This window comes from Rhodoferax sp. (assembly GCF_012927445.1).
Classification (GTDB): domain Bacteria; phylum Pseudomonadota; class Gammaproteobacteria; order Burkholderiales; family Burkholderiaceae_C; genus Rhodoferax.
This window is the reverse complement of sequence record NZ_JABBPD010000007.1, coordinates 195,028-217,139: the sequence shown is the minus strand read 5'-3', so window position 1 is coordinate 217,139 and position 22,112 is coordinate 195,028. Positions and strand designations below refer to the sequence as shown.

Genomic DNA, 22,112 nt, shown 5'->3' with positions numbered 1-22,112 from the left:
GCGAGAAGATGATGCGGCCAACGTCTCCCGGAGCGATTGGCCCATGAGTTTGGTCTTGCAGTTGTTGAACGGTGGCTTGGGCAACCTGGCCGCCTACCTGGCGGCCCATGTGCTGTTGTGCCTGCTGCCGGCGTTTTTCATCGCCGGCGCCATGGCGGCGCTGATCCCCAAGGCCAGCATCACCCGTTGGCTGGGGCGCAGCACGCCGCGCCAGGTGTCGTATCCGGCCGCCGCCGCCGCAGGCTCGCTGCTGGCGGTCTGCTCCTGCACCATCGTGCCGCTGTTCGCGGGCATTTACCGCAAGGGCGCGGGCCTCGGTCCGGCCATCACTTTTTTGTTCTTTGCGCCTGCGGGCAACATCCTGGCGCTGGCCTACACCGGCAGCATCCTGGGGGTCGAGTTCGCCTTTGCGCGGTTTGTACTGAGCCTGTTTTTTGGCATCGGCATTGGCTTGTTGATGGCGCTGCTGTTTTGGCGCGATGACGCCCGCCACGACGCGCAAACCGATGCCTTGTTTGCCAATCAGGCCAGCGTCGGCCCCGCCGCCACCGGCGTGCTGCTGGCGCTGGTGGCCTTGCTGATCGCCGGCACGCTAAAGCTGTGGCCGCTGACTGCCACGCTGGCCACCGTGCACCTGCCATTGCCCTGGATGGAGGCCTGGCAAGCCACGCTGCTCCACTGGGTGCCATTCGATGCGGCCAAGGGGGAGGAGGGCGTGAGCGTGCAGGGCTCGTTGCTGATCGTGCTGTTGTTGCTGATGGGTGCGACCGCCTACAAGGGCCTGGAGAACATCGTCGAAGGCGCGAACCGCTGGACCTGGACCACCCTGGGGCTGGCCGCCGCCACCCTGGCCGTGGCGGCGTTGCGTTTCACCCCGCGTGCCGACGGGCTGGAATTGGCCCTGACCGGCCGCCTGTTTGCCGTCGCGCTGGCCCTGTGGGCGGTGCTGCACTATGCCCGGCGTCTGAACGCCAATGACTGGCAGGCCTGGTTGTGGGAATCCTGGCGCTTTGTGAAACAGATCTTTTTGTTGCTGGTGGTGGGGGTGTTTGTGGTCGGTGTTATCCGGCAGCTGATCCAGCCGGAATGGATTCAGGCGCTGGCCGGCAAGAACAACCTGCTGGCCAATGCGGTGGCCGTCGTCTTTGGTGTGTTCATGTACTTTCCCACGCTGGTGGAAGTGCCGGTGGCACGCATGTTTCTGGACCTCGGCATGCACCGCGGCCCGCTGCTGGCCTACCTGATGGCCGACCCGGAGTTGAGCCTGCAAAGCATCCTGATGGTGGCCGCCGTCATTGGCCGCCGCAAAACCCTGACTTATGTTGGCGGGGTGGCGATGTTCAGCATCAGCGCCGGACTGCTGTACGGCATGTGGGTGGATGGGGTCAGCCTGCTCTGGCTGATGTTGGGCCTGGCCGCCTTTGCCGCGACGCTCACCGTCGCCCTCGCCTGGTTGCAGCGTCGGCAACAGCGCGCCACGCAGGCGACGTGAAACCCTGGTGATTCCTAAGGAGAAACAGTATGTTGACCGTCAAGATTCTGGGTTCCGGCTGCGCCAATTGCAAAAAGCTGGAAGCCGTGGCGCGCGAGGCCGCCGCCAGCGCCGGCCTGGAGGCCGAGTTCATCAAAGTCACCGACATGAAAACCATCATGACCTATGACCTGTTGTCCACGCCCGGGTTGGTGATCAACGACAAGCTGGTCAGCAGCGGCCGCATTCCGACCCAGGCCGAAGTCCGGCAGTGGCTGACCGCCTGACCGCCGGCGCGTCCGCTCAGAGGCCTTTGGAGGGTGCCGCTCGAAGCGCCACATTCAGCTGGTCAACCAGCTCCGCCCAGTCGGCATCCTTGAGAATTTCTTCGCGCAGGAAGGCGGCCTGGGGCTTGGTCCAGAAGGGCGCATCCGCGAGCGCGATGTTTTCGGCCAGCGGCGTGTGCGTCGCAATAAATTGCCGAATTTCCTGCTCATCGGCTGGCAGGCCCAATTGGGCAAAAAGCTCTGAGAAATGGTGTAGTGGCGTATTCATGGTGACTATTACAGCATTTCCAGTGATTTTTTGGACTGGAGAACGCGGCTGAGCTTTCGGTCTTGTTGATGGTTGTCAAAATTCGGGGCCCTGCCGTCGAACACTTCACACATGAGCCACTCGGTCGGGCGGCACCACGATCACCGGGGCAAAGCCGCCGCCTTGCGTGCGGAAGTTGGTCGTCTGCCCCGTGTACATGCGGGCCGCCAGCAGTTGCACCTGGCCGGCGTAGGTGTAGGCGCGAATATCGAACTTGAGATCGGCCTGGACACCGTCGACTTCAATCAGGCGTTCGCTCGGCGGCACCAGCGCCTGCGCCACAAAGTCGCCGGCCAGAATCTCGCCCCAGACCCGGCGCGTCAGCTTGTCGCCGCGGTAAGCGGCCTTGGCGCCAAAGCCGGCCACCGGCTTGAAAAAGAGCTGGCGGCGCTGCGCCCACAACGCATCGGCACGCTCCGGCGTCACCAGCCGGGTCTGCGGCACGCCCGCCGCGAGCAGGCAGCGGTCGGCGGCTGAAACGCCCCAGGCGGCCAGCAACTCGTCCTCGCTGAGGGCGATGAGGTTGCGTTTGTCGGCGTACATGGCATGGGCGTGCGGGTCGGGTGTCAGGACCACGGCACCGGCCGCATAGGCGCTTTGCAAAGCCTGGTGCGCCGGTTCCGCCAGATAAAAATCGGTCAGGCGGTTGTAGACCAAGTCCACCGGCGCGTCCCGGTGCCACAGCCGGCCGTCTCGCCACACCAGTTCGCTCGGGTCGGCAATGCTGGCGGCCACGCCCTGGCGCTGAAACAGTTGCCGGAACATCTCAAACTCCGGCGCCAGGTATTGCGCAGCCGGATCGTCGTCCACGATGACGACCGAGCCCAGCGGCGGGTTGCCGCGCTGGCGGCGCCATTCGGCCAGGAACATGTCAAAAAACGTCTGCTCCAACGAGTCAAGGCGGGCATTGGGCGTGAAGGCCCAGTCCATCGCCGCGCAACAGGTCTGTTGCGCGCGTGCCAGCGCGGCATTGAGCAAGGCACCGCCGGCGTTGGTGTTGATCTCGATCAGCTTGGGGCCGCCGGCTTCCAGATGAAAGTCATAACCCATGCAGGCACCGAGCGGACCCAATGCCTGCTGCGCGATGGCCGGCGCGCGCGCCAAGGCCTGGGCCCGATAGGCCGGCAGCGCAGCGACGCGCTCGATCGCCGCCACGGTGGCCGTGATCTGTTGTTCCATCGCGCTGGAGAGAAACACCACCGTGGACGAGAACAGGTGCGGCCGCGTCTGCGCGATGTTGTGCAGTAGCCCGTGAAGGCTCGGATCGCCCTCAATGTGCGCCTGCAAACGGGTCTGGTTCAGGGTGCGACAAAAACAGCCCCGGTTCAGGGCTTCCGCCGAACTGTTGAGCGGCAAGGTGACGGGGGATGCCTCAGTGGGCATGGCCATGGTGCGCCGGGTGCGCATCGGTTATTTCAACCGCCAGCCGGGCGCTGGCGTCAAGGTCCGGTGGTGCGGCACACGGCGTGGTGAAGGCCTCCTGCATCACCTGCAACGTCACATGCGTGATCTCGAAGCGGGCGTGCAACTGATCGGTCGCGTGCTTCAGAAAAACATCGTCGGCATGCCCGTGCGGCATCACCAGATGCGCAGTCAGGGCCACTTGCGACGTGCCCGTCGCCCAGATGTGCAGATCATGCACGCGCGCCACGCCGGGCAGTGCCGCCAGAAAGTCGTACACCGCTTGCGGATTCACGCTGTCGGGCACTCCGTCGAACAGCAGGTGCAGCGACTGCCGGAACAGATCCCAAGTGCCGATCACGATGACAACGGCAATCAACAGGCTCATCACCGGGTCCAGCCAGTTCCAGCCCAGCCACAAGGCCAGACCACCCGCCACCATGACACCGGCCGACACCAGGGCGTCAGCCGCCATGTGCAGGAAGGCGCCACGGATGTTCAAGTCCTGTTCCCGCCCGCGCATGAAGAGCAGCGCGGTGGCGGTGTTGACCACGATGCCGACCGCCGCCACGGCCATGATGGTCAGCCCCTCCATGGGCTGCGGCGAAGCCAGCCGATGCACCGCTTCCCACACCAGCGACCCCATCGCCACCAACAGCAGCAGCGCATTGAGGAACGCCGCCAGGATCGAGGCCCGCTGCCAGCCGTAGGTGTGCCGCGCATCCGGTCGCAAGCGACCGGCCAGTGCGCCGCCCCACGCCAGCACCAGGCCGGCCACGTCACTCAGGTTGTGACCGGCATCGGCCAGCAAAGCGAGCGAGTTGATGCGCCAGCCGTAAAACGCCTCAATCGCCACAAAGACGATGTTGAGCACAATGCCGATGGCAAAAGCGCGGTTGAAGTTGGCCGGGGCGTGGCTGTGCGCATGCGCATGGCCGTGATCGTGGTCGTGGTCGTGGTCGTGGTCGTCACTCATTGCGCGGTGAACCACTGTTCAATCTTGTCGCGGCTGGGCACACCGCCGGCGTGCACCACTTTGCCGTTGATGACGACGCCGGGCGTGCTCATGACGCCATAGCCCATGATGTCGCGCAGCTCTTCCACCTTTTGCAGCTGAATGGTGACGCCTTTGGCCTGGGCCACCTGCTCGATGAGGGCAACGGTGTTTTTGCAGTTGGTGCAACCGGTGCCGAGTACTTTGATGTCCATGAGGGTTCCTGCTGAGAAAGTAAAAAATGAAAGGGGCGCCGCGTTACAGCACGGCGTTGAAGACATAGCCGACCAGCAAAATGCCGCTCGCCACGACGCCGACAAACGTGGCAATCAGCCTGATTTTTAACACCTTGCGCAAGATGATCATCTCGGGCAGCGACAAGGCAATCACGCTCATCATGAACGCCAGCACCGTGCCCAGGGCCGCGCCCTTGGCCAGCAGCGCCTGCACGATCGGAATGATGCCGGCGGCGTTGGTGTACATCGGCACGCCAATGATGACGGCCAGCGGCACCGACCACCAGGCGTCGCGGCCCATGAAGCTGGCCATGAAATCTTCCGGCACATAGCCGTGGATCAAGGCGCCCAAGGCAATCCCGCCCAGGATGTAGGGCCAGACCTTGCCCACAATCTCGCGCACGGCATTGAAGCCGCCTTGCAGCCGGTCCGCCAGCGTCAGGCCGGTCGCTTCAAACGCGGCCGAGGTCCGGGGCATGTCGCGCACCCAGTCTTCCAGGTAGGCTTCCATCTTCAGGCGGCCAATGATCCAGCCGGCCACGATCGCCACCGACAGGCCCAGGCCGAGGTACAGCAGCGCCACTTTCCAGCCAAACAGGCCGAACAGCAAGGTGAGCGCCACCTCGTTGACCATCGGCGCCGAGATCAGGAACGAAAACGTCACCCCCAGCGGCACGCCGGCCTGCACAAAACCGATGAACAGCGGCACCGCCGAGCACGAGCAAAACGGGGTCACGATGCCCAAGGACGCCGCCATCACATTGGCCACGCCCTCGCTGCGACCGGCCAGCAAGGCGCGGGTGCGCTCCGGCGTGAAGTAGCTGTTGATCATGCCCATGACGAACACCACGCCGGTCAGCAGCAACAGCACCTTGGGCGTGTCGTACAAGAAAAACTGCAAGGCCCCGCCCAAGTGGCTGCTGCGGTCCACCGGCAAAGCCGCCACCAGCGCCTCCGAGGCCGGCATCAGCGTTTGGTACAGCGCCAGCCAGGCCACGAGCGCCAGCAGCAGGAAGGCCAGGGGCTGGCGCGCCGGCCAGTTTTTCAGCGTAAGAGTTTTGGAATTCATACCCAAGAAGACGAACCAGCACGCCGAAAGACGCAGTTTTTATAGAAATATATATCAAATCGACCGCAAGCCCCCGTCGATCCTACGCAGATAGCTATTAAAAACATAGCATCTTCAGGTGGACGGGCGCGGCACGAAGTCGCTCACCTGGCCGGACTCGCTCAGCTGCACCTGGCAGCCCTGCGTCATGCGCTCGCGCAGGCGTTGCCGCGCCCGCTGCACGCGGGACTTGGCGCCGCTCAGGCTCAGGCCGCGGCGCTGGGCAAACTCGGCTTGCGACAGGCCCTGCAGATCGCACAGCGTGATGGCCTCGCGGTCTTCGGCACTCAACTCGCTGAGCACGCGCGTCAGGCAGGCGGTCAGGGTGTCCACCGTATCGAGCTCGTCCGCCGGTGCCGGCAAGTCCTCGGGCAAGGCCAGGGTGTCGCGCGTCACCCGCAGGCGATCGGCCAGCGTGTTGCGGGCCACCTCGAACAGCCAGGCGCGCGCGTTTTGCACGGAACAAAACTGCTCGCCCTGGCTCAGGGCTTTGAGAAACAAGTCCTGCAGCAGGTCATCGGCCTCCGCCGGATTGTCCAGCCGACGCCGCAGCCAGCCGCGTAACTCGGGCTCGTGGGCGCTCCAGGCAGTGGTCAGGCAATTCATCGTGGCTCCAGTCAACAGTTGTCAGGCACGGACGGCAAGTCGCACTATTTTCGCTCACAACCCGGGAATCCCCGGCCTTGCAGAAATTGCCTTGCCAGCTAACAATAACCTGAAAAAGCCGGGCTGAAAGGCCGACACCAGCAGCCAAGTTTTATTCCGAAGGAGAATGCCGTGCGACGCCTCACCCCCCGTTGGTTTCTTGGTCGCCTGTGCACAACGGCCGCGCTGCTGTGTGGCCTGGCCAGCCCGCCCGCCATGGCGCAGGCGAAATTCATCCAGACGCCTTACCAGAATCCCAAAGCGCTGGTGGATATCTACCTGGACGATCCGGCCAAACTGGGGTCTGCGCTCTACTGGTTGCGCAGCCTGGTCAACCCGCTGACCGAGGCCCCCTACAGCATGTTTCCGGAAGACATGAGCGTCATCGTGCTGCTGCACGGCACCGAGATTGTGACGCTGGCACGCAAGAACGAAGCGCAGTACACCGAGGTGGTGCAACGCATGCGCTACTACGCGGGCATGGGCGTGAAGTTCAAGGTGTGCGGTCTGGCGATGCAGGACTACCAATACACCGCCAATGACCTGCATGATTTTGTAGAGGTAACACCCTCGGCCATCACCGAGCTGATGCACTGGCAAAACCGCGGCTACGCCCTGATCACGCCGCAGGTGAATGAAAAAAGGTTTTCCATCGACAAGATTCGTTAAACGTTCGTTGTTCAACGGATCGAAATTTTCTCCCGCAGCGTCTGGCGGGAGATTCCCGCCAGTTCGACGGTCTTGCTGGCACGACCTGGCGCAGTAGGGCAAACTTGCCGTACTGCGCGGCTGTCAAAACCGCGCGCTTGCTGCACTCAACCAAGGAACGCCTGATGGACATCCCGACTGGCAAAGAGTTATCGGAATTTGCCAACGCGCTGATCCACTCGCGCCAAAACGTCTCGCCCCGGCGGCTGCTGGCGCCCGGCCCCTCGCCACAACAACTGCAGGACATTCTGGGCACCGCGGCCGCCGCGCCGGACCACGGCCAGTTGCTGCCCTGGCGCTTCGTCATCGTGCCGGCCGCCCGGCGTGAGCAGCTGGCCGAGGTGTTTGGGCTGGCGCTGCTGGCGCGCGACCCGAACGCCACCCCGGCACAAATCGACAGCGCGCGCGAGAAGGCGCACCGCGCCCCGTTTCTGATGCTGGCTATTGCGCGACTGACCGACCCGAACGCGCCGAAAGACAGTGCACCGGCGCAGGGTGCCCAACACCCCGAGGCGGGTGAAGCGGAGGTGAGCGATGCCGAGCGGCTGGTGTCCTTTGGCTGCGCGATTCAGAACATCGTGCTGTCGGCCCATGCCGCCGGTTTCGGCACCGGCCTGACCAGCGGCCAGGCGCTGGCCTCGCCGCCTCTGCGCACCCTGTTCGGCCTGCACGAGTACGAACAGGCGGTGTGCTGCATCAACATCGGGACAGTGAGCAAACACAAACCGCCACGGCTGCGGCCGATGGTGGCGGACTACGTGTCGGAACTGGCCTGAACCTGCCCCCGTGCTGATTGACGGCAAAATAGCCCGCATGCAACCTACCGCCCCACTGGACCCCCGGTCCGCTCCAACCGCTCTTGCGCCCCTGACCTCCCTGCTGCCGCCGGATGATCCGCTGCGGGTCACGCTGCACAACGAGGTGCATGCGCGGCCGTCGGCGCGGGTGCGCCTGCCGGCGCTCATCATCTACGTGGCGGTGCTGAATGCGGGCGTCACGCGCGAGCAGGAATGCGCCCATCTGCGCCGCCTGCCCGGCCAGCAGGAGCTGCCGCTGGACCGTTTACACGGCAATTTTTTGCGGCTGCGTTTTGAGGGTTACACCGTCAAGTGGGAGCGGCACACCGAGTTCACGCGTTACTCCATCGTGCAGGCGCTGCCCGCCGGGGCGCTGCTCGGGGCCGAAGAGCCGGATTTGTTGTCGGCCCTGGTGGTGGCGCCGGACTGGCTGCGCAGCATTCCCGGACGTACCGTGGCCGCCATCCAGATGGCCATGCTGCACGGCGATTTGACCGACCAGCGGGCCCTGATGGCGCAGGCGCAAGCCTGGTTTGGCGGCCGCACCGTGGTGGCTTCGCAGCTGGGCCATGTGCCGAACCCGCTGCTGACGCCAGGGCAGGCCCAGGGCCACTCGTGGGCGCTAACCGAGTTCCGCATCGGCGCCGACGGTTTTGAGCGCATGCTGGTGGTGGCGCCGCCCGGCACCAGCGAGACCCGCACCGGGCGCATCTCGCAGCGCCTGCTGGAGCTGGAAACCTACCGTTTGATGGCGCTGCGTGGCCTGCCGGTGGCCAAGCAACTCGGGCCGATGCTGGCCGAGGCCGAAGACGCGCTGGCCGGCATCACGGCGCGGCTGGAACACAAGACTGCCTCCGATCAGGACTTGCTCGACACGCTGGTCTCGCTGGCGGCCCGGGTCGAGCGCGCCACGGCCGAGCACATCTACCGCTTCTCGGCGACGCGGGCCTACGACACGCTGGTCGGCCAGCGCATCACCGAGCTGCGCGAGAAAGCGATCTCCGGCACCCAGACCATTGGCGAGTTCATGCAGCGGCGCCTGTCGCCGGCCATGGCCACGGTGGCGGCGACGGCGCAGCGGCTGGCCTCGCTGTCGGAACGGGTGTCGCGCACCAGCGCGCTGCTGCGCACACGGGTCGACATTGCCACCGAAGTGCAAAACCAGCAACTGCTGGAAAAGCTGACACGCGGGCAGGAGCTGCAGCTGCGTCTGCAAAGCACGGTGGAAGGGCTGTCGATCGCCGCCATCTCGTATTACGTCATCAGCCTGCTGCTCTATGGCGGCAAGGCGCTCAAGGCGGCGGGCGTGCCGCTGAACCCGGAAATGGCGGCCGGCGCGCTGGTGCCGCTGGTGCTGTGGGCGGTCTGGTACACGACGCGGCGCATTCACGCCAAGCTGCACGCCGAGCACTGATATCCCAAATGTGCGGCCACTTTTGCCATCAGGTCGAATGCGGCCGGGGCTGCCTGCCGTACCGCCTCCGCACCGCCCGTCGCGTGGCCCCGGCTTGACGAACAGCAATGGACGGCCGCAAGATGCGCCGTAGTGTTCAACGTTGAATTTTGAAAAAGGTGTCTCATGGATTTCCTTGACTGGGTACGCGGTCCCTTGCTGATCGTGTCGCTTGTGATCTTCGTCGTAGGCGTTTGCTGGCGCCTCTTTGCCCTGTGGCGCCTGCCGGTCTTGCCCGCGCCCGGTGCGCCGGCGCGCCAGGCCTTCGGCACCGGGGCCGCCCTCAGCGCGGCCTTCACCCGCATGGTGCCAAGCGGCGGCTTTCACCCCAGCGCCACGCTGGTCACCTTCAATCCCTATGTGTTTCACATCGGGCTGGCACTCGTGCTGCTGGGCTACGCGCCGCACATTGCCTTTGTCCATCGTCTGGTCGGCCTGTCGTGGCCGGCGTTGCCGGACCTGGTGATGTACCTGGCCGCCGGTGCCACCATCGTCTCGCTGCTGCTGGCCATGATGTTTCGCCTGACCGACCCGGTGCTGAAGAAAATCTCGAACGCCGACGACTGGATCACCTGGACCGTCACCTTTCTGCCCTTCATCACCGGCATGGCGGTGATTGGCGACCCGTCCGCCACCATCCTGGCGCGTGACCATGCGATTTATCGCGGTCCGCTGGCGGTGCACTTGCTGACGCTGGAACTGCTGCTGGTGTGGTTTCCGTTTGGCAAGCTGATGCATGCCTTTTGGGTGCTGCCGGCGCGCATGCAACTGGCCACTTTCTTCGGTCGTCGCGGGGTGCGCTCATGATTAACATGGACATTTTTCACGGCTTTCTGGACGCCATTCACCACCTGCCCGAGATGGCGCAGCCCACGGCGCTGACCGATGCTGAGCGGGTGACGAAGGCCAAAGCCGTCATGCGCGCCAAGACCGACCGCGGCTTGGCGCTCGACCTTGAAGCCTGCGTCAACTGCGGCTACTGCTCGGAAGCCTGCCATTTTTACCAGAGCACGCAGGACCCCAAGTACAGCCCGAGCCGCAAGCTCGATCTGCTGCGCCGGGTGCATGCGCGCGAGACCTCGGCCTTCGCGCCTTTGAAGCGTTTGTTCACGCCCGACATCACGGTGGACGACCTGAAGGAATGGCAGGAACTGGTCTACGACTCCTGCACCGAATGCGGCCGCTGCAGCATGATCTGCCCGATGGGCGTCAACACGGCACGCGGCGTCAATGTCATGCGGGAAGCGTTGTTTGAGGCCGGCTTGGCGCCGCTCGAATTGCAGGCAGTGGCGCAGGAGCAAGCCGGCCGCGGCACGGTGTTCGGCGTCGGCCCGACGGAACTCAAGCAGACGCTGGACGTGCTGCGCGGCCAGGGCATTGCGCTGCCGCTGGACGAACCGAAGGCCGACGTGATGCTGGTGAGCACCGTGATCGACGTGCTGCTGTACCAGGACGCGCTCGCCGCCACGGCGCGCATCCTCAACCATCTGGGCGTGCGCTGGACGCTGCGCAGCGCCGGTTTCGAGGCGGCCAATTTCGGCCTGCTTTCGGGCAGCGAGGCGCTGCAGCATGCCGCCACGCAACGCCTGATTGACGAGGCGCTCGTCATTGGCGCCAAAACGGTCATCCTGCCCGAGTGCGGCCACGCCTACCCGGCGCTGCGCTGGGAGGGCCGACTGGCTGACGGGCAGCCGCTGCCGTTTGAGGTGCTGGCGGTCTCTGAATACATCGGCCGCGAAATCAGCAGCGGGCGCCTGCAGCTGTTGCCGGCAAAGGGGGAAGAAGCCAACCGCAAGATCACCTACCACGACGCCTGCAAGCTCGCCCGCCATGGCGGGGTGATGGACGAGCCGCGCGCCGCGCTCCAGGCGCTGGGCATGAACCTGATTGAGACCACGCCCACGGCCGAGAAGAACTGGTGCTGCGGCGGTGGCGCCGGCGTCTTCCTGCTGAACCGCGCCGAAGGCCTGCGCCACAAGGCCTGGGCCATCAAGCGCGAACAGATCGAGGCCACCGGGGCCGACACCGTCGTCGTTTCTTGCGCCAGTTGCCGCCTGAACTTCATGGCTGGCGCCGAAGCGGACCAGTGGAACACCAAGATCGACAGCGTGGTGGAGATGGTGGCGCGGCAATTGCCCACCTGAGCAGTGAAGTCCGCACGCTGCCAAGGGGCGGATCAGGAATCGCCATGAAATTGTCTGCCCTGATTGGTGCTGTTTTTTGGGCCGCCGCACTGAGCGCCCAGGCGCAGGACGGCGGCCTGCCGTTGTGGGAGGTCGGCGTGGCCGGCGGTGTCGTGTCCATGCCCGCTTACCCGGCGTCAACCGAGCGTTCGTCCCGCGCCCTGATCCTGCCCTATGCCATGTACCGCGGCGAGGTGCTGCGCATTGACCGCAGCAGCATCAGCGCCCGCGTATTGCGGTCGGATGACTATGAGTTCGATATCGGGTTTGCCGCCTCCTTGCCGGCCAACTCCGAAGACATTGCCGCGCGCCGCGGCATGCCGGACCTGGGCACCCTGGTCGAATTTGGTCCGCGCCTGAAGCTGATCCTGGCCCGGCCAACCCCTGGCAGCCAGCTGCGGCTGGAGTTGCCGGTGCGCGCCGTGCTGGAACTCAAGCGTGGCGTGCATCCCCAAGGCGCGTCGTTCGAGCCTGAGCTGGTCTATGAAAGCCGTGATGTCCACGCCGGCTGGCGCGGTTCTGCCAGTGGCAGCCTGGTCTTTGGTGACCGCCGGCTGAACAGCTATTTTTACGGCGTGGCGCCGGAATTTGCCAACACCACCCGCCCGGCTTACGAGGCGCAGGCCGGCCTGATTGCGACCCGCTTGGGCTTGGCCACCTCCTAAGACCTGACGCCGGATGTGCGCGTGTTTGCGTTTGTCCGCTACGAGCGTTATGACGGTGGCGCCAACCGCGCCAGTCCGCTCTTCCTGCAATCGCAGGGCACCAGCGCCGGCATCGGATTGACGTGGACGCTGAGCCGCTCCGAGCGGCGCGCGGTGGACTAGGCTGGCTTGGCTGTTTTTATAAGAAATAGGGCGCTATCCCTTATCTTTATTGCGTAAGCAGCTATAAAATTTATAGTGAATTGCACTCATTGCAGTGCCTTCAGCTTGCGGTACAGCGAGCGCTCGCTGATGCCCAGTTGGGCGGCCAGCGCGGCCCGGCTGCCCTGGTGGCCGCTGACCAATTGCTGCAGCGCTGCGCGCTCCAGCGTCTTGAGGGCGCCGGGCACCGGAGGGATGTCCGCGGTATCGCTGGCGGCGGTGGCGCGATCGGGCGCTGGCAGATTGCGTGGCGGCGCAGCGGCCGGGCGCCGGCCGGACCGCAGCGCCTGCTGCACATGGCCGGCTTCCAGCGTGTCGCCGTCACACAGCAGCGCCGTGCGTTCCAGCAGGTTGCGCAGTTCACGCACATTGCCGGGGTAGTCCTGCTCTTGCAGCAGGCGCAGCGCCGGTTCGCTGATCTGCAGCTTGCGTTGCGGCGCCACCCGCTCCAGCAGGGCCGCCGCCAGCAGCCCAATATCGTCACGGCGCTCGCGCAAGGACGGCAGGTGGATCGGAAAGGTGCTCAGCCGGTAGTACAAGTCTTCCCGAAAGGTTCCCGCCGCCACCATCCGGTCGAGGTCGCGGTGGGTCGCTGACACCACGCGAATATCGGCATGGCGCTGCTCGGTGCTGCCGACGCGGCGGTAGGTGCCGGTCTCCAGCAGGCGCAGCAGCTTCACCTGCATCACCAGCGGAATATCGCCCACTTCGTCCAGAAACAGCGTGCCGCCGCTGGCCGCCTCCACCAGCCCACCGCGGGCGGTGTTGGCGCCGGTGAAGGCGCCGCGTTCGTGGCCAAACAGCTCGGACTCAAACAGGTTTTCCGGCAGACTGGCGCAGTCCACCGCCACCAGGGCGCGGTGGGCGCGTGGACTGGTCTCGTGCACGGCACGGGCCACCAACTCTTTGCCGGTGCCCGATTCCCCCAGCAACAAGACCGTCGCCTGCGACGGCGCGACACGGGCCACCAGCGCCAGCATGTGCTGGAAGGCGGGCGCCCGGCCAATCAGGCCTTGTGCGGCCGACTGGCCCTGCGCCACACGCAGCGCCTCCATTTTTTCAATGTAGAAGGCCTGCTGGCCAGTCGCATCCAGCAGCGGCGCCAGTTCAATATTGACGTAGGCCTCGCCCTTGGGCGTGTGGTGCAGATGCAGCACCCGCTCGCGCTGGCCGGATTCGCGCGCCTTGAGCAAGGGGCACGATTCGCCCGCCTGGTCGCACGGCACGTTAAAACGATGCGAGACCTCGTAGCAGGTGCGCCCGACCACGCTGCGCTCGGGGCTGAACTGACGCCGGTAAGCGGCGTTGGCGGCCAGGATGCGGTACTGCGTGTCAAACAGGATGTGCGGCTCGCTCAATCCTTCCAAATACGACATGAGTTCGGGCAATGGCTTCACAGGGGCTCCTTGTGTGAGGAATGTCAGCTTATGCCAAAAATGGCAGCTTTTGCCAATTGTGGCAGTAATTCCCCTGAAAAACAGGCGACAGAGGCCGCTTGAAAACGTAAGTCCTTGAATTAAAACGGGATTCAAACGGGCGCCGTTGTGGCGCGGTTCTTGATATACAGTAGGGATAAGCGTAATGACTGTCATGAAACCTCTGGACAAAACCCTCGTTAGAAAACTGGCTGTGGTGCTGGTGATCAAGCTCGCCGTGCTGGTGGCGCTGTGGTGGGGTTTTGTGCGGGAACAACGTGTGACGGTGGACACAAACAGCGTGGCCGCGCAGTTTTTGCAGAGCGCCCCCATCCCGGCCAAAGGACTACCGCAATGATTTCTGAAGAACTGGTCAACCTGTCACGGCTGCAGTTTGCCGCCACGGCCCTGTACCACTTTCTGTTTGTGCCACTGACCATTGGCATGGTGTGGCTGCTGGTCATCATGGAGAGCGTTTATGTCATGACGGGCAACGTGGTCTGGAAGGACATGACGCGCTTCTGGGGCAAGCTGTTCGGCATTAACTTTGCCTTGGGCGTGACCACCGGCATCACGCTGGAGTTCCAGTTTGGTACCAACTGGGCCTATTACTCGCACTATGTAGGCGACATTTTTGGCGCGCCGTTGGCGATTGAAGGGCTGATGGCCTTCTTTCTCGAATCGACCATGATCGGGCTGTTTTTCTTCGGCTGGGATCGCTTGAGCCGAACGCAGCACTTGATGGTAACGGTCCTCATGTCGATCGGCACCAACCTCAGCGCACTGTGGATCTTGATTGCCAATGGCTGGATGCAAAACCCCGTGGGCTCCGAGTTCAGTTACCTGACCATGCGCATGGAAATGGTCGACTTCTGGGCTGTGGTGTTCAACCCCGACGCACAGGCCAAGTTCGTGCACACGGTGTCGGCCGGCTACGTGACGGGCGCCATGTTTGTGCTATCCATCTCCAGCTGGTATTTGCTCAAAAGGCGCGATGTTGAATTTGCAAAACGCAGCTTTCGCGTCGCCGCCGCCTTTGGCCTGGCGTCGGTGCTGAGCGTGATTGTGCTGGGGGACGAATCTGGCTACACCGTGGGCGAGGCCCAGCAGACCAAGCTGGCGGCCATGGAAGCCATGTGGGAGACCAAACCGGCACCGGCTGGCCTGACGCTGGTGGCCGACATCAACGAAGCCGAACAAAAGAACGACTGGGAAATCGAGATTCCGTGGCTCATGGGCCTGATCGGCACGCGCTCCATCAGCAAAGAAATTCCCGGCATCCACGAGATCAAGACCAAGAACCGTGAACGTATTCTGCGTGGTATTGTGGCCGTGAACGCACTCGAAGCCCTGCGTGCCCATCGCGATGATTCGGTGGCGAAAAAGGTGTTCGAGGGTCACAAGGCCGACCTTGGTTTTGGTCTGCTGCTCAAAAAATATGTGGCTGATGTGAACCAGGCCACGCCCGCGATCATTGAGCGCGCGGTGAACGACACCGTGCCGCGCGTGACGCCGATGTTCTGGGCTTTCCGCATCATGGTCGGTCTGGGTTTTGCGATGCTGCTGCTGTTTGGGCTGGCCTTCTGGAACACGCTCAAATCCGTCAACATGCAAAAATCATGGCTGCTCAAGTGGGCGTTATGGATGCTGCCCGCGCCCTGGATTGCGTGTGAGCTGGGCTGGTTTGTGGCCGAGTACGGACGCCAGCCCTGGACGATTTACGGCGTGCTGCCGACCCATATGAGCGTGTCCACGCTGAGCGTCAACAGCCTGTATGGCTCGCTTGCCGGCTATATTGGTTTCTACACCGTGCTGTTGGTGGTGGAGATGTTTCTGATGGTCAAGTTTGCGCGCATGGGGCCCGGCAGTTTGGGTACCGGCCGCTATGACCTGGAACCCGCCCACGCCTGATTGAACACAAGAGGAAAAACACATGCTTGACTACTCAACTCTCAAGATCATCTGGTGGCTGCTGGTGGGCGTGCTGCTGGTGGGCTTTGCCATCATGGACGGCCACGACATGGGCGTGGGCACGCTGCTGCCCTTTGTCGGCAAGAGCGACCTGGAGCGCCGCGTGGTGATCAACACCGTGGGGCCGCACTGGGAAGGCAACCAGGTCTGGTTCATCACCGGTGGTGGTGCCATCTTTGCGGCCTGGCCGCTCGTCTATGCCACGGCGTTCAGCGGTTTTTACTGGGCCATGCTGGTGGTGCTGTGGGCGCTGTTCTTCCGCCCGGTTGGGTTTGACTATCGCAGCAAAATTCACAACGCCACTTGGCGCAGCACCTGGGACTGGGGCCTGTTCATCGGCGGCGCGGTGCCGCCGTTGATCTTTGGCGTGGCCTTTGGCAACCTGCTGCAGGGTGTGCCGTTTCAGTTCGACAACTACCTGGTCTCCACCTACACCGGCAGTTTCTGGCAGTTGCTCAACCCGTTTGCCCTGCTGGCCGGCGTGGTGAGCAGCGCCATGATCACGATGCACGGCGGCACCTATCTGGCGCACCGTACCGAAGGCGTGATTCAGGCGCGGGCGATCAAGGGTGCCATCGGGGCGGCGATCATCATGGTGCTGGCTTTTGTGGCGGCGGGCGTGTGGCTGCAAAGCATTGACGGCTACCGCATTTCCTCGGTCATCGATCCCGCCGCGCTGCCAGACCCGCTGAGCAAGACGGTGGTGCGCGAGGCCGGCGCCTGGATGGCCAACTATGGCCGCCAGCCCTTGATCTGGCTGCTGCCCGCCCTGGGTGTGGCAGGTGCCCTGCTGGCGGCTGGCTTGCTGCTGGCGCGTCACACGCTGAGCGCTTTTGTGGCTTCGTCGCTGGCCCTGGTGGGCGTGATAGGCACGGCGGGCGCTTCCATGTTCCCCTTCATCATGCCGTCGAGCTCCATGCCGGCCGCCAGCCTGACGGTGTGGGACAGTGTCTCCAGCCACCTGAGCCTGGGCATCATGTTTTGGGCGACGCTGATTTTCATGCCGCTGATCGTGCTCTACACGTCCTGGGCCTACCGCGTCATGCGCGGCAAAGTAACCGCCGCTTTCATCAAGGAACACGAGCATGCCGCGTACTGACCCTCCCTTTTAGCTTGCCAACCAAGAGAATGTCATGACGACTTGCCCTGCCTTTACCTCCCTTGCCGACCCTACCCATGAACACGATGCCGAGCGTCGCAAGTGGGTCCTGATCACCGCCGCCACCGCAGGCGTGGCCGCGGTAGCGACAGCGGTCCCGTTTGTTACCAGCTTTGCGCCCAGCGAACGCGCCCGTGCCATGGGCGCGAGCGTGGAGGCCGACATTGCAGACATCCTGCCCGGCGAACTCAAGATGGTGGAATGGCGTGGCAAGCCGGTGTGGCTGATGCGCCGCACGCCGGAGATGCTGGCTGCGTTGTCCGCATTGGACAGCCAGTTGGTCGACCCGGCGTCAAAAGTCAATCAGCAGCCTGACTACGCGCGCAACGAACACCGTTCCATCAAGCCCGAAGTATTTGTCGCGGTGGGCATCTGCACCCACCTCGGCTGCTCGCCCAGCAAAGTGCCGGCCGGCTCCAGCAACCCGAGCATGGGTGGCGACTGGCAGGGCGGCTTCTTCTGCCCCTGCCACGGCTCCACGTTTGACCTGGCGGGCCGCGTCTTCAAAAACAAACCGGCACCAAGCAACCTGGAAGTGCCGCCGCACAAATACCTCTCTGATAGCCGACTGCTGATCGGTGAAGACGACGCAAGCGCCGCCTGAACATTAACATAAAGGAGAAGAAAATGTGGTATTTCGCCTGGATACTGGGAGTCGGCTTTGCCGTCTTGCTGGCCATTCTTAACGCCATGTGGGGCGAGAATGAGGCGGCCCGCGCACAGGCGCGTAAAGGGGACGATCCATGGTGACGCCGGTGATGTCATCGGCTGTGCATGAAGGGGTTGCGCCAACCGTGCCAGACCGGGCGGCCATTCATCTGCCCAGCCTGATCGCGGCGCTGGTCATCATGCTGGGGGGAAGCATTTATCCGTTGGTATTTGCGCGCGCCAATGGGACGGTCGACCATGGCTTGGCGATGGCCCTGTTCTGTGCCATGAGCGCTGGATTCGTGCACGGGGTCGGCTTCGTGCCACGCCACTGGCTTTGGCGCCGGCTGTTCTCGGGCTGGTCTTGTTCGTTGGGGCTGATCGTGGCGGCCTGGCTGCGCTGGGGAGTTTGATATGTATTTCCGCATCCTTCACGACGAAGCCAGTGGTGAGCTCACCTATTTGCTGGCCGACCTCGACACGCGTGAGGCCGTGTTGATTGACCTGCGCGGGGCCGATCTGCTCGTCCTGACAGCGCTGCTGGCCGAACGCGAGTTGCGCTTGCGCTGGGTGCTGCGCACCCACCAGCACGACCATTTGCAACCGCAGGAACAAGCGCTGCTGGCCCGGCTGGAGGCCCCGCTGCTGCAAGGCCATGCCGAAGGCTTGGCACGCAGCGCCGCCGATGGCGACGTGCTGCCGTTCGGCCATGAGCTGGTGCGCGTGCTGGCCACGCCCGGCCACACTGCCACCTGCCTGAGCTTTGCCTGGCGCGACCGGCTGTTTTGCGGTGGCCTGCTGGCCGTGCAGGCCTGCCCGCACCAGCCCCGTCCGGCCGCACCAGCCCAGTCCGGCCGCGCCCGAGGCCTTGTGGGACAGCGTGACGCAACGCGTCTTCAACCTGCCCGACGAGACTCTGCTGTTCGCCGGCCATGAGCAGCGCGCCCGCGCCGTCAGCACGGTGCTGGAGCAGCGGCGCTGGCATCCCTTGTTTGCCGGGCTGACCCGCGATGAATTTTTAGCGCAAATAGCGGCGCTGCCCGACCCGCCCGTGCTGGGCCACCTGCAGCAGCCCCACGCCAGTGAAACCGATCAATTGAAGGAAACCACGTGAATAACGAAACCCACGAGGTCAGAAAAGTCATCCCCATCGTGCCGCAAGAGGCGGAAGAAGTGTTGATTTCACTGTACGCCTCGCACGAGAAGATTTACCCCCGCAGCGTCTCGGGCCTGTTCTCCAGTTGGCGCTGGGGCATGGTGTTCCTGACCCAGCTCGTGTTTTATGGCTTGCCATGGCTCGAATGGGGCCAACGGCAAGCCATATTGTTTGATCTGGGGAGCCGGCGCTTCTACATCTTTGGCCTGGTGCTGTACCCGCAGGACTTCATCTACCTGACCGGCATTCTGGTCATCTCCGCGCTCTCGCTGTTTCTCTTCACCGCCGTGGCCGGCCGCCTGTGGTGCGGTTATGCCTGCCCGCAAACGGTCTACACCGAAATCTTCCTCTGGATCGAGAAGAAGTTTGAAGGCGACCGCTCGGCCCGCATGCGCCGCGACGCCAAGCCGCTGTCGCTCGACAAAGTGGGGCGCAAAACCGCCAAACACCTGGTCTGGCTGGCGGTGGCGCTGTGGACCGGCTTCACCTTTGTCGGCTACTTCACCCCGATCAAAGACCTGGGCCTGGAGTTTCTGCAGATGAGCATGAGCTCGTGGGAAGTGTTCTGGACCTTCTTCTACGGCTTTGCCACCTACGGCAACGCCGGTTTCATGCGCGAGCAGGTGTGCAAACACATGTGCCCGTACGCGCGCTTTCAAAGCGCCATGTTTGACAAAGACACCTTGATCGTCACCTATGACGAGGAGCGCGGCGAGCCCCGCGGCGCCCGCTCCCGCAAGGCCGATATCACCACGCTGAATCTGGGCGCCTGCGTCGACTGCAGTCTGTGCGTCCAGGTCTGCCCCACCGGCATTGACATCCGCAAAGGCCTGCAGTACGAGTGCATTGGCTGCGGCGCCTGCGTCGATGTGTGCGACACCGTGATGGACAAAATGGGCTACGCCCGCGGCCTGATCAAGTACACGACAGAGAACGCCATGCAGCAGCACTGGACCCAGGCGCAGACCTTGCGCCATGTGCTGCGGCCGCGGGTCTTGGTCTACACCGCTATTCTGGCTACCATCGTCATGGCCATGTTGGTTAGTCTGGCACTGCGTACACCGTTCAAGGTGAATGTGGTGCGCGACCGCGGCGTCATGGCGCGCGAAGTGGCCGGTGGCAAGATCGAGAACGTGTACCGTCTGCAGGTGATGAACGCCACCGAGGCGCCGCAACACTACAAAATCACCGTGTCTGGTCTGCCAGGCCTGGTGGTGACGTCGGAAGACGTGGTGATGGTGGCCTCGACCGAGGCGCGGGTGGTGCCGGTGCGGGTGCAGGCGCCGGCGGATGTGGCGGCTCCGGGTTCGCATGCGATGCAGTTTCAGATTGACGCGCTGGACTCGGCGGGTCACTTGACGGAAAAATCGGTTTTCTTGGTTCCTAGATAAGGATGGGCTATGCCACAAACTGCTGCTGAAGCAACCACAACCCTTTATGACACGCTGGGCGGCGAGGCCGGCGTGCAGCGCCTGGTGCAGCGCTTTTATGCGTTGATGGATGAGCTGCCCGAGGCCTACACCGTGCGTCAAATGCACCCGGAAAGCCTCAACGGCAGTGCCCAGAGTCTGTTCGAATTTCTGTCGGGCTGGTTTGGCGGGCCGTCTCTCTACATCGAAAAAAAGGGGCATCCGCGATTGCGCATGCGCCACGCCCCCTACGCAGTCGGTTCGGTGGTGCGCGACGAGTGGATGCTGTGCATGACGCAGGCGCTGACCGAGCAGGTGGCGGACGTCGCGTTTCGCGCCCGTCTGATTGAAACTTTTTCCCAGATGGCCAATCATCTGGTCAACACCGATGGCAGCCACAGTTGTACGGCCTGAGTCACGAAAGTCAGATCACATGAAACCATTCGCCTTTCAATTGCGCCGCGCCCTGTGGTGCGCAGCCGCGTGCGTCCCCTTGTGGGCTGGCGCGGCACCGTTGGTCCCTGGTAACCCGATGCCAGCGCGGGTCCTTGAAGACCAGCATGGCAAACCTGTTGCACTCAATGCGTCGACCCAAATGCTGGTATTTACGGCCGAAAAAGCGCCGAGTGATTTTGTCAATCAGGTTTTCAAGGGACAAAGCGCCGGGGTGCTGGACCGGTTGCAGGCGATTTATATTGCCGACATCAGCGCCATGCCGAGCATCGTCACGCGCATGTTTGCGCTGCCAAAACTGCGCGAGCTGCCGTTCCCGATCGGGCTGGCGCGCGAGGCGGCTGCCGTGGCTGATCTGCCGCGTCGTCCTGGCGCGGCCACCGTGCTGACGCTCAAAGACGGCCAGGTTACCCAGGTGCGCTACGCCCAGACTGAGGCCGAGTTGCGCCAGGCGCTGGGACTGGCGCCCTGATGCTGCTGGCAGGCGCGCTGGCCTTGGCCGGTGTATGGGCTGGTCGCGCCGGGGTGCATGCCCTGATCTTGCGCGGGCTGCGCGCGCCGCGGCTCCCGCATCAGGACAGCCCGGCGGCATGGGGGCTGGTGGCGCAGTCCGTGCGGCTGCCTTCGGCGGGCGGAAAAACGTTGTTTGCCTGGTTTGTCCCTGCGCCCGGTGGGGCCCCGGCCCCGGCAGTGGTGGTCATGCACGGGTGGGGCGCCAATGCCAGCCTGATGTTGCCCGCCGCCGCGCCGCTGCACGCGGCAGGCTTTGCCGTGCTGCTGGTCGATGCCCGTTGCCATGGCGACAGTGATGGCGAAGCCTTCACCTCCTTGCCCCGCTTTGCCGAAGACATTGAAGCCGGCATGGACTGGCTGCAACGGCAGTCCTGCGTGGATGGCCGCCGCCTGGCCGTGATCGGCCACTCCGTGGGTGCCGGGGCGGCGTTGCTCAGCGCGACACGGCGCCCCGACCTGCGCGCGGTGGTTAGCCTGAGCGCCTTTGCGCATCCGCGTGAGGTCATGCGTCGTTTTCTGGGGGCCGCCCGCATCCCTTACCCGGTGCTGGGCTGGTACGTGCTGCGCCATGTGCAGCGCGTCATTGGCGCGCGCTTTGACGACATTGCCCCGCTGCACAGCATGGCACGGGCGCATTGCCCGGTGCTGCTGGTGCACGGGACAGACGATGCGACCGTGCCCTTCGACGACGCCCGACGCCTGCTGGCGGCGGGGCGACCGGGGCAGGTGCGCCGCATTGCAATGAAGGGCGGGCACGATTCCGGTCAGGCCATGGAGGAACATCTGCCGCAGGTCATTGGCTTTTTGCAGCAGGCGGTTTCAGCCCCGCTACAGGACGCCGCTGTGCACGCTGTTGATCCATCGCAATCAATTTTAGAAAGTCGATAAGCATTAGCTATCGTGAGGATTACCGCAATGCATTGGATTAAATA

Annotated in this window: 26 protein-coding genes and 1 pseudogene; 20 read left to right on the top strand and 7 right to left on the bottom strand. The window is 63.9% G+C overall.

Annotation, left to right across the window (positions count from 1 at the left end):
* Window positions 1–43 precede the first annotated feature (43 nt).
* Both HHJ17_RS12760 and HHJ17_RS12755 read left to right on the top strand, forming a co-directional pair.
* Window positions 44–1,492, top strand: a complete 1,449-nt coding sequence (locus tag HHJ17_RS12760) for a permease (RefSeq protein ID WP_296506023.1) — start codon at window positions 44–46, stop codon at window positions 1,490–1,492.
* Window positions 1,493–1,521: 29 nt separating this feature from the next.
* Complete coding sequence (locus HHJ17_RS12755) at window positions 1,522–1,758, top strand: thioredoxin family protein (RefSeq protein WP_296506022.1); 237 nt, start codon at window positions 1,522–1,524, stop codon at window positions 1,756–1,758.
* A 16-nt stretch (window positions 1,759–1,774) separates the two neighbouring features.
* On the opposite strand, the gene HHJ17_RS12750 is transcribed toward HHJ17_RS12755, so the two are convergent.
* The 6 genes from HHJ17_RS12750 to HHJ17_RS12725 all read right to left on the bottom strand — a co-directional run bounded on the left by HHJ17_RS12750 (window position 1,775) and on the right by HHJ17_RS12725 (window position 6,410).
* A complete protein-coding gene (locus HHJ17_RS12750) occupies window positions 1,775–2,026 on the bottom strand; it encodes a DUF2789 domain-containing protein (protein WP_296506021.1) in 252 nt (83 codons plus the stop codon).
* 105 nt (window positions 2,027–2,131) lie between these two features.
* Window positions 2,132–3,454, bottom strand: a complete 1,323-nt coding sequence (locus tag HHJ17_RS12745) for a hypothetical protein (RefSeq protein WP_296506019.1) — start codon at window positions 3,452–3,454, stop codon at window positions 2,132–2,134.
* Window positions 3,438–4,442, bottom strand: coding sequence for a cation diffusion facilitator family transporter (locus tag HHJ17_RS12740; RefSeq protein WP_296506017.1), 1,005 nt, complete (start codon window positions 4,440–4,442; stop codon window positions 3,438–3,440). The genes HHJ17_RS12745 and HHJ17_RS12740 overlap by 17 nt, the downstream gene beginning before the upstream one ends.
* Entirely contained in the window at window positions 4,439–4,675 is a 237-nt protein-coding gene (locus HHJ17_RS12735) for a thioredoxin family protein (RefSeq protein ID WP_296497134.1), read from the bottom strand. The genes HHJ17_RS12740 and HHJ17_RS12735 overlap by 4 nt, the downstream gene beginning before the upstream one ends.
* A gap of 43 nt (window positions 4,676–4,718) precedes the next feature.
* The gene (locus HHJ17_RS12730; protein WP_296506014.1) at window positions 4,719–5,765 is read right to left on the bottom strand and encodes a permease; all 1,047 of its coding nucleotides are present in this window, start codon (window positions 5,763–5,765) and stop codon (window positions 4,719–4,721) included.
* Between the two features lie 114 nt (window positions 5,766–5,879).
* Window positions 5,880–6,410 (bottom strand): sigma-70 family RNA polymerase sigma factor, encoded by a 531-nt coding sequence (locus HHJ17_RS12725; protein ID WP_296506012.1) that lies wholly within the window; start codon window positions 6,408–6,410, stop codon window positions 5,880–5,882.
* A 171-nt stretch (window positions 6,411–6,581) separates the two neighbouring features.
* Here HHJ17_RS12725 and HHJ17_RS12720 point away from each other — a divergent pair, with 171 nt between their 5' ends.
* From HHJ17_RS12720 to HHJ17_RS12695, 6 genes and pseudogenes are all read left to right on the top strand, one after another.
* The gene (locus HHJ17_RS12720) at window positions 6,582–7,118 is read left to right on the top strand and encodes a DsrE family protein (protein ID WP_296506009.1); all 537 of its coding nucleotides are present in this window, start codon (window positions 6,582–6,584) and stop codon (window positions 7,116–7,118) included.
* A gap of 164 nt (window positions 7,119–7,282) precedes the next feature.
* Window positions 7,283–7,933, top strand: a complete 651-nt coding sequence (locus tag HHJ17_RS12715; protein ID WP_296497143.1) for a nitroreductase family protein — start codon at window positions 7,283–7,285, stop codon at window positions 7,931–7,933.
* A gap of 37 nt (window positions 7,934–7,970) precedes the next feature.
* Entirely contained in the window at window positions 7,971–9,368 is a 1,398-nt protein-coding gene (locus tag HHJ17_RS12710; RefSeq protein WP_296497145.1) for a DUF3422 family protein, read from the top strand.
* Between the two features lie 165 nt (window positions 9,369–9,533).
* The gene (locus HHJ17_RS12705; protein ID WP_296497147.1) at window positions 9,534–10,214 is read left to right on the top strand and encodes a hypothetical protein; all 681 of its coding nucleotides are present in this window, start codon (window positions 9,534–9,536) and stop codon (window positions 10,212–10,214) included.
* The gene (locus HHJ17_RS12700) at window positions 10,211–11,551 is read left to right on the top strand and encodes a (Fe-S)-binding protein (protein ID WP_296497150.1); all 1,341 of its coding nucleotides are present in this window, start codon (window positions 10,211–10,213) and stop codon (window positions 11,549–11,551) included. The genes HHJ17_RS12705 and HHJ17_RS12700 overlap by 4 nt, the downstream gene beginning before the upstream one ends.
* Window positions 11,552–11,595: 44 nt before the next feature.
* Window positions 11,596–12,417, top strand: a pseudogene (locus tag HHJ17_RS12695) (MipA/OmpV family protein).
* Between the two features lie 86 nt (window positions 12,418–12,503).
* Here HHJ17_RS12695 and HHJ17_RS12690 read toward each other — a convergent pair.
* Window positions 12,504–13,832: a sigma-54-dependent Fis family transcriptional regulator gene (locus HHJ17_RS12690; RefSeq protein WP_296506371.1), complete on the bottom strand. Its 1,329-nt coding sequence runs from the start codon at window positions 13,830–13,832 to the stop codon at window positions 12,504–12,506.
* 205 nt (window positions 13,833–14,037) lie between these two features.
* On the opposite strand from HHJ17_RS12690, the gene cydP reads away from it, so the two are divergent.
* From cydP to HHJ17_RS12630, 12 genes are read left to right on the top strand one after another with little or no spacing between them, the layout of a single operon-like run.
* Window positions 14,038–14,229: a cytochrome oxidase putative small subunit CydP gene (cydP, locus tag HHJ17_RS12685; RefSeq protein ID WP_296506007.1), complete on the top strand. Its 192-nt coding sequence runs from the start codon at window positions 14,038–14,040 to the stop codon at window positions 14,227–14,229.
* A complete protein-coding gene (locus HHJ17_RS12680; RefSeq protein ID WP_296497156.1) occupies window positions 14,226–15,782 on the top strand; it encodes a cytochrome ubiquinol oxidase subunit I in 1,557 nt (518 codons plus the stop codon). Before cydP ends, HHJ17_RS12680 begins: the two co-directional genes overlap by 4 nt.
* 22 nt (window positions 15,783–15,804) lie before the next feature.
* Window positions 15,805–16,941 carry a cytochrome d ubiquinol oxidase subunit II gene (cydB, locus tag HHJ17_RS12675; RefSeq protein WP_296497158.1) on the top strand — a complete coding sequence of 379 codons (1,137 nt, stop codon included), beginning with the start codon at window positions 15,805–15,807 and terminating at the stop codon, window positions 16,939–16,941.
* A gap of 34 nt (window positions 16,942–16,975) precedes the next feature.
* Window positions 16,976–17,605, top strand: a complete 630-nt coding sequence (petA, locus tag HHJ17_RS12670; RefSeq protein ID WP_296497161.1) for a ubiquinol-cytochrome c reductase iron-sulfur subunit — start codon at window positions 16,976–16,978, stop codon at window positions 17,603–17,605.
* Window positions 17,606–17,628: 23 nt separating this feature from the next.
* Window positions 17,629–17,751 carry a cytochrome bd-I oxidase subunit CydX gene (gene cydX / locus HHJ17_RS12665; protein ID WP_296497164.1) on the top strand — a complete coding sequence of 41 codons (123 nt, stop codon included), beginning with the start codon at window positions 17,629–17,631 and terminating at the stop codon, window positions 17,749–17,751.
* A gap of 8 nt (window positions 17,752–17,759) precedes the next feature.
* Complete coding sequence (locus HHJ17_RS12660; protein WP_296497318.1) at window positions 17,760–18,062, top strand: cyd operon YbgE family protein; 303 nt, start codon at window positions 17,760–17,762, stop codon at window positions 18,060–18,062.
* A 1-nt stretch (window position 18,063) separates the two neighbouring features.
* Window positions 18,064–18,585 carry a hypothetical protein gene (locus HHJ17_RS12655; RefSeq protein ID WP_296497169.1) on the top strand — a complete coding sequence of 174 codons (522 nt, stop codon included), beginning with the start codon at window positions 18,064–18,066 and terminating at the stop codon, window positions 18,583–18,585.
* Entirely contained in the window at window positions 18,530–18,763 is a 234-nt protein-coding gene (locus tag HHJ17_RS12650) for a hypothetical protein (protein WP_296497172.1), read from the top strand. The genes HHJ17_RS12655 and HHJ17_RS12650 overlap by 56 nt, the downstream gene beginning before the upstream one ends.
* The gene (ccoG, locus tag HHJ17_RS12645; protein WP_296497174.1) at window positions 18,760–20,196 is read left to right on the top strand and encodes a cytochrome c oxidase accessory protein CcoG; all 1,437 of its coding nucleotides are present in this window, start codon (window positions 18,760–18,762) and stop codon (window positions 20,194–20,196) included. Before HHJ17_RS12650 ends, ccoG begins: the two co-directional genes overlap by 4 nt.
* Before the next feature lie 9 nt (window positions 20,197–20,205).
* Complete coding sequence (locus tag HHJ17_RS12640) at window positions 20,206–20,628, top strand: group II truncated hemoglobin (protein WP_296497177.1); 423 nt, start codon at window positions 20,206–20,208, stop codon at window positions 20,626–20,628.
* A 19-nt stretch (window positions 20,629–20,647) separates the two neighbouring features.
* The gene (locus HHJ17_RS12635) at window positions 20,648–21,139 is read left to right on the top strand and encodes a hypothetical protein (protein ID WP_296497179.1); all 492 of its coding nucleotides are present in this window, start codon (window positions 20,648–20,650) and stop codon (window positions 21,137–21,139) included.
* A complete protein-coding gene (locus tag HHJ17_RS12630; RefSeq protein ID WP_296497183.1) occupies window positions 21,139–22,068 on the top strand; it encodes an alpha/beta fold hydrolase in 930 nt (309 codons plus the stop codon). The genes HHJ17_RS12635 and HHJ17_RS12630 overlap by 1 nt, the downstream gene beginning before the upstream one ends.
* Window positions 22,069–22,112: the final 44 nt, after the last annotated feature.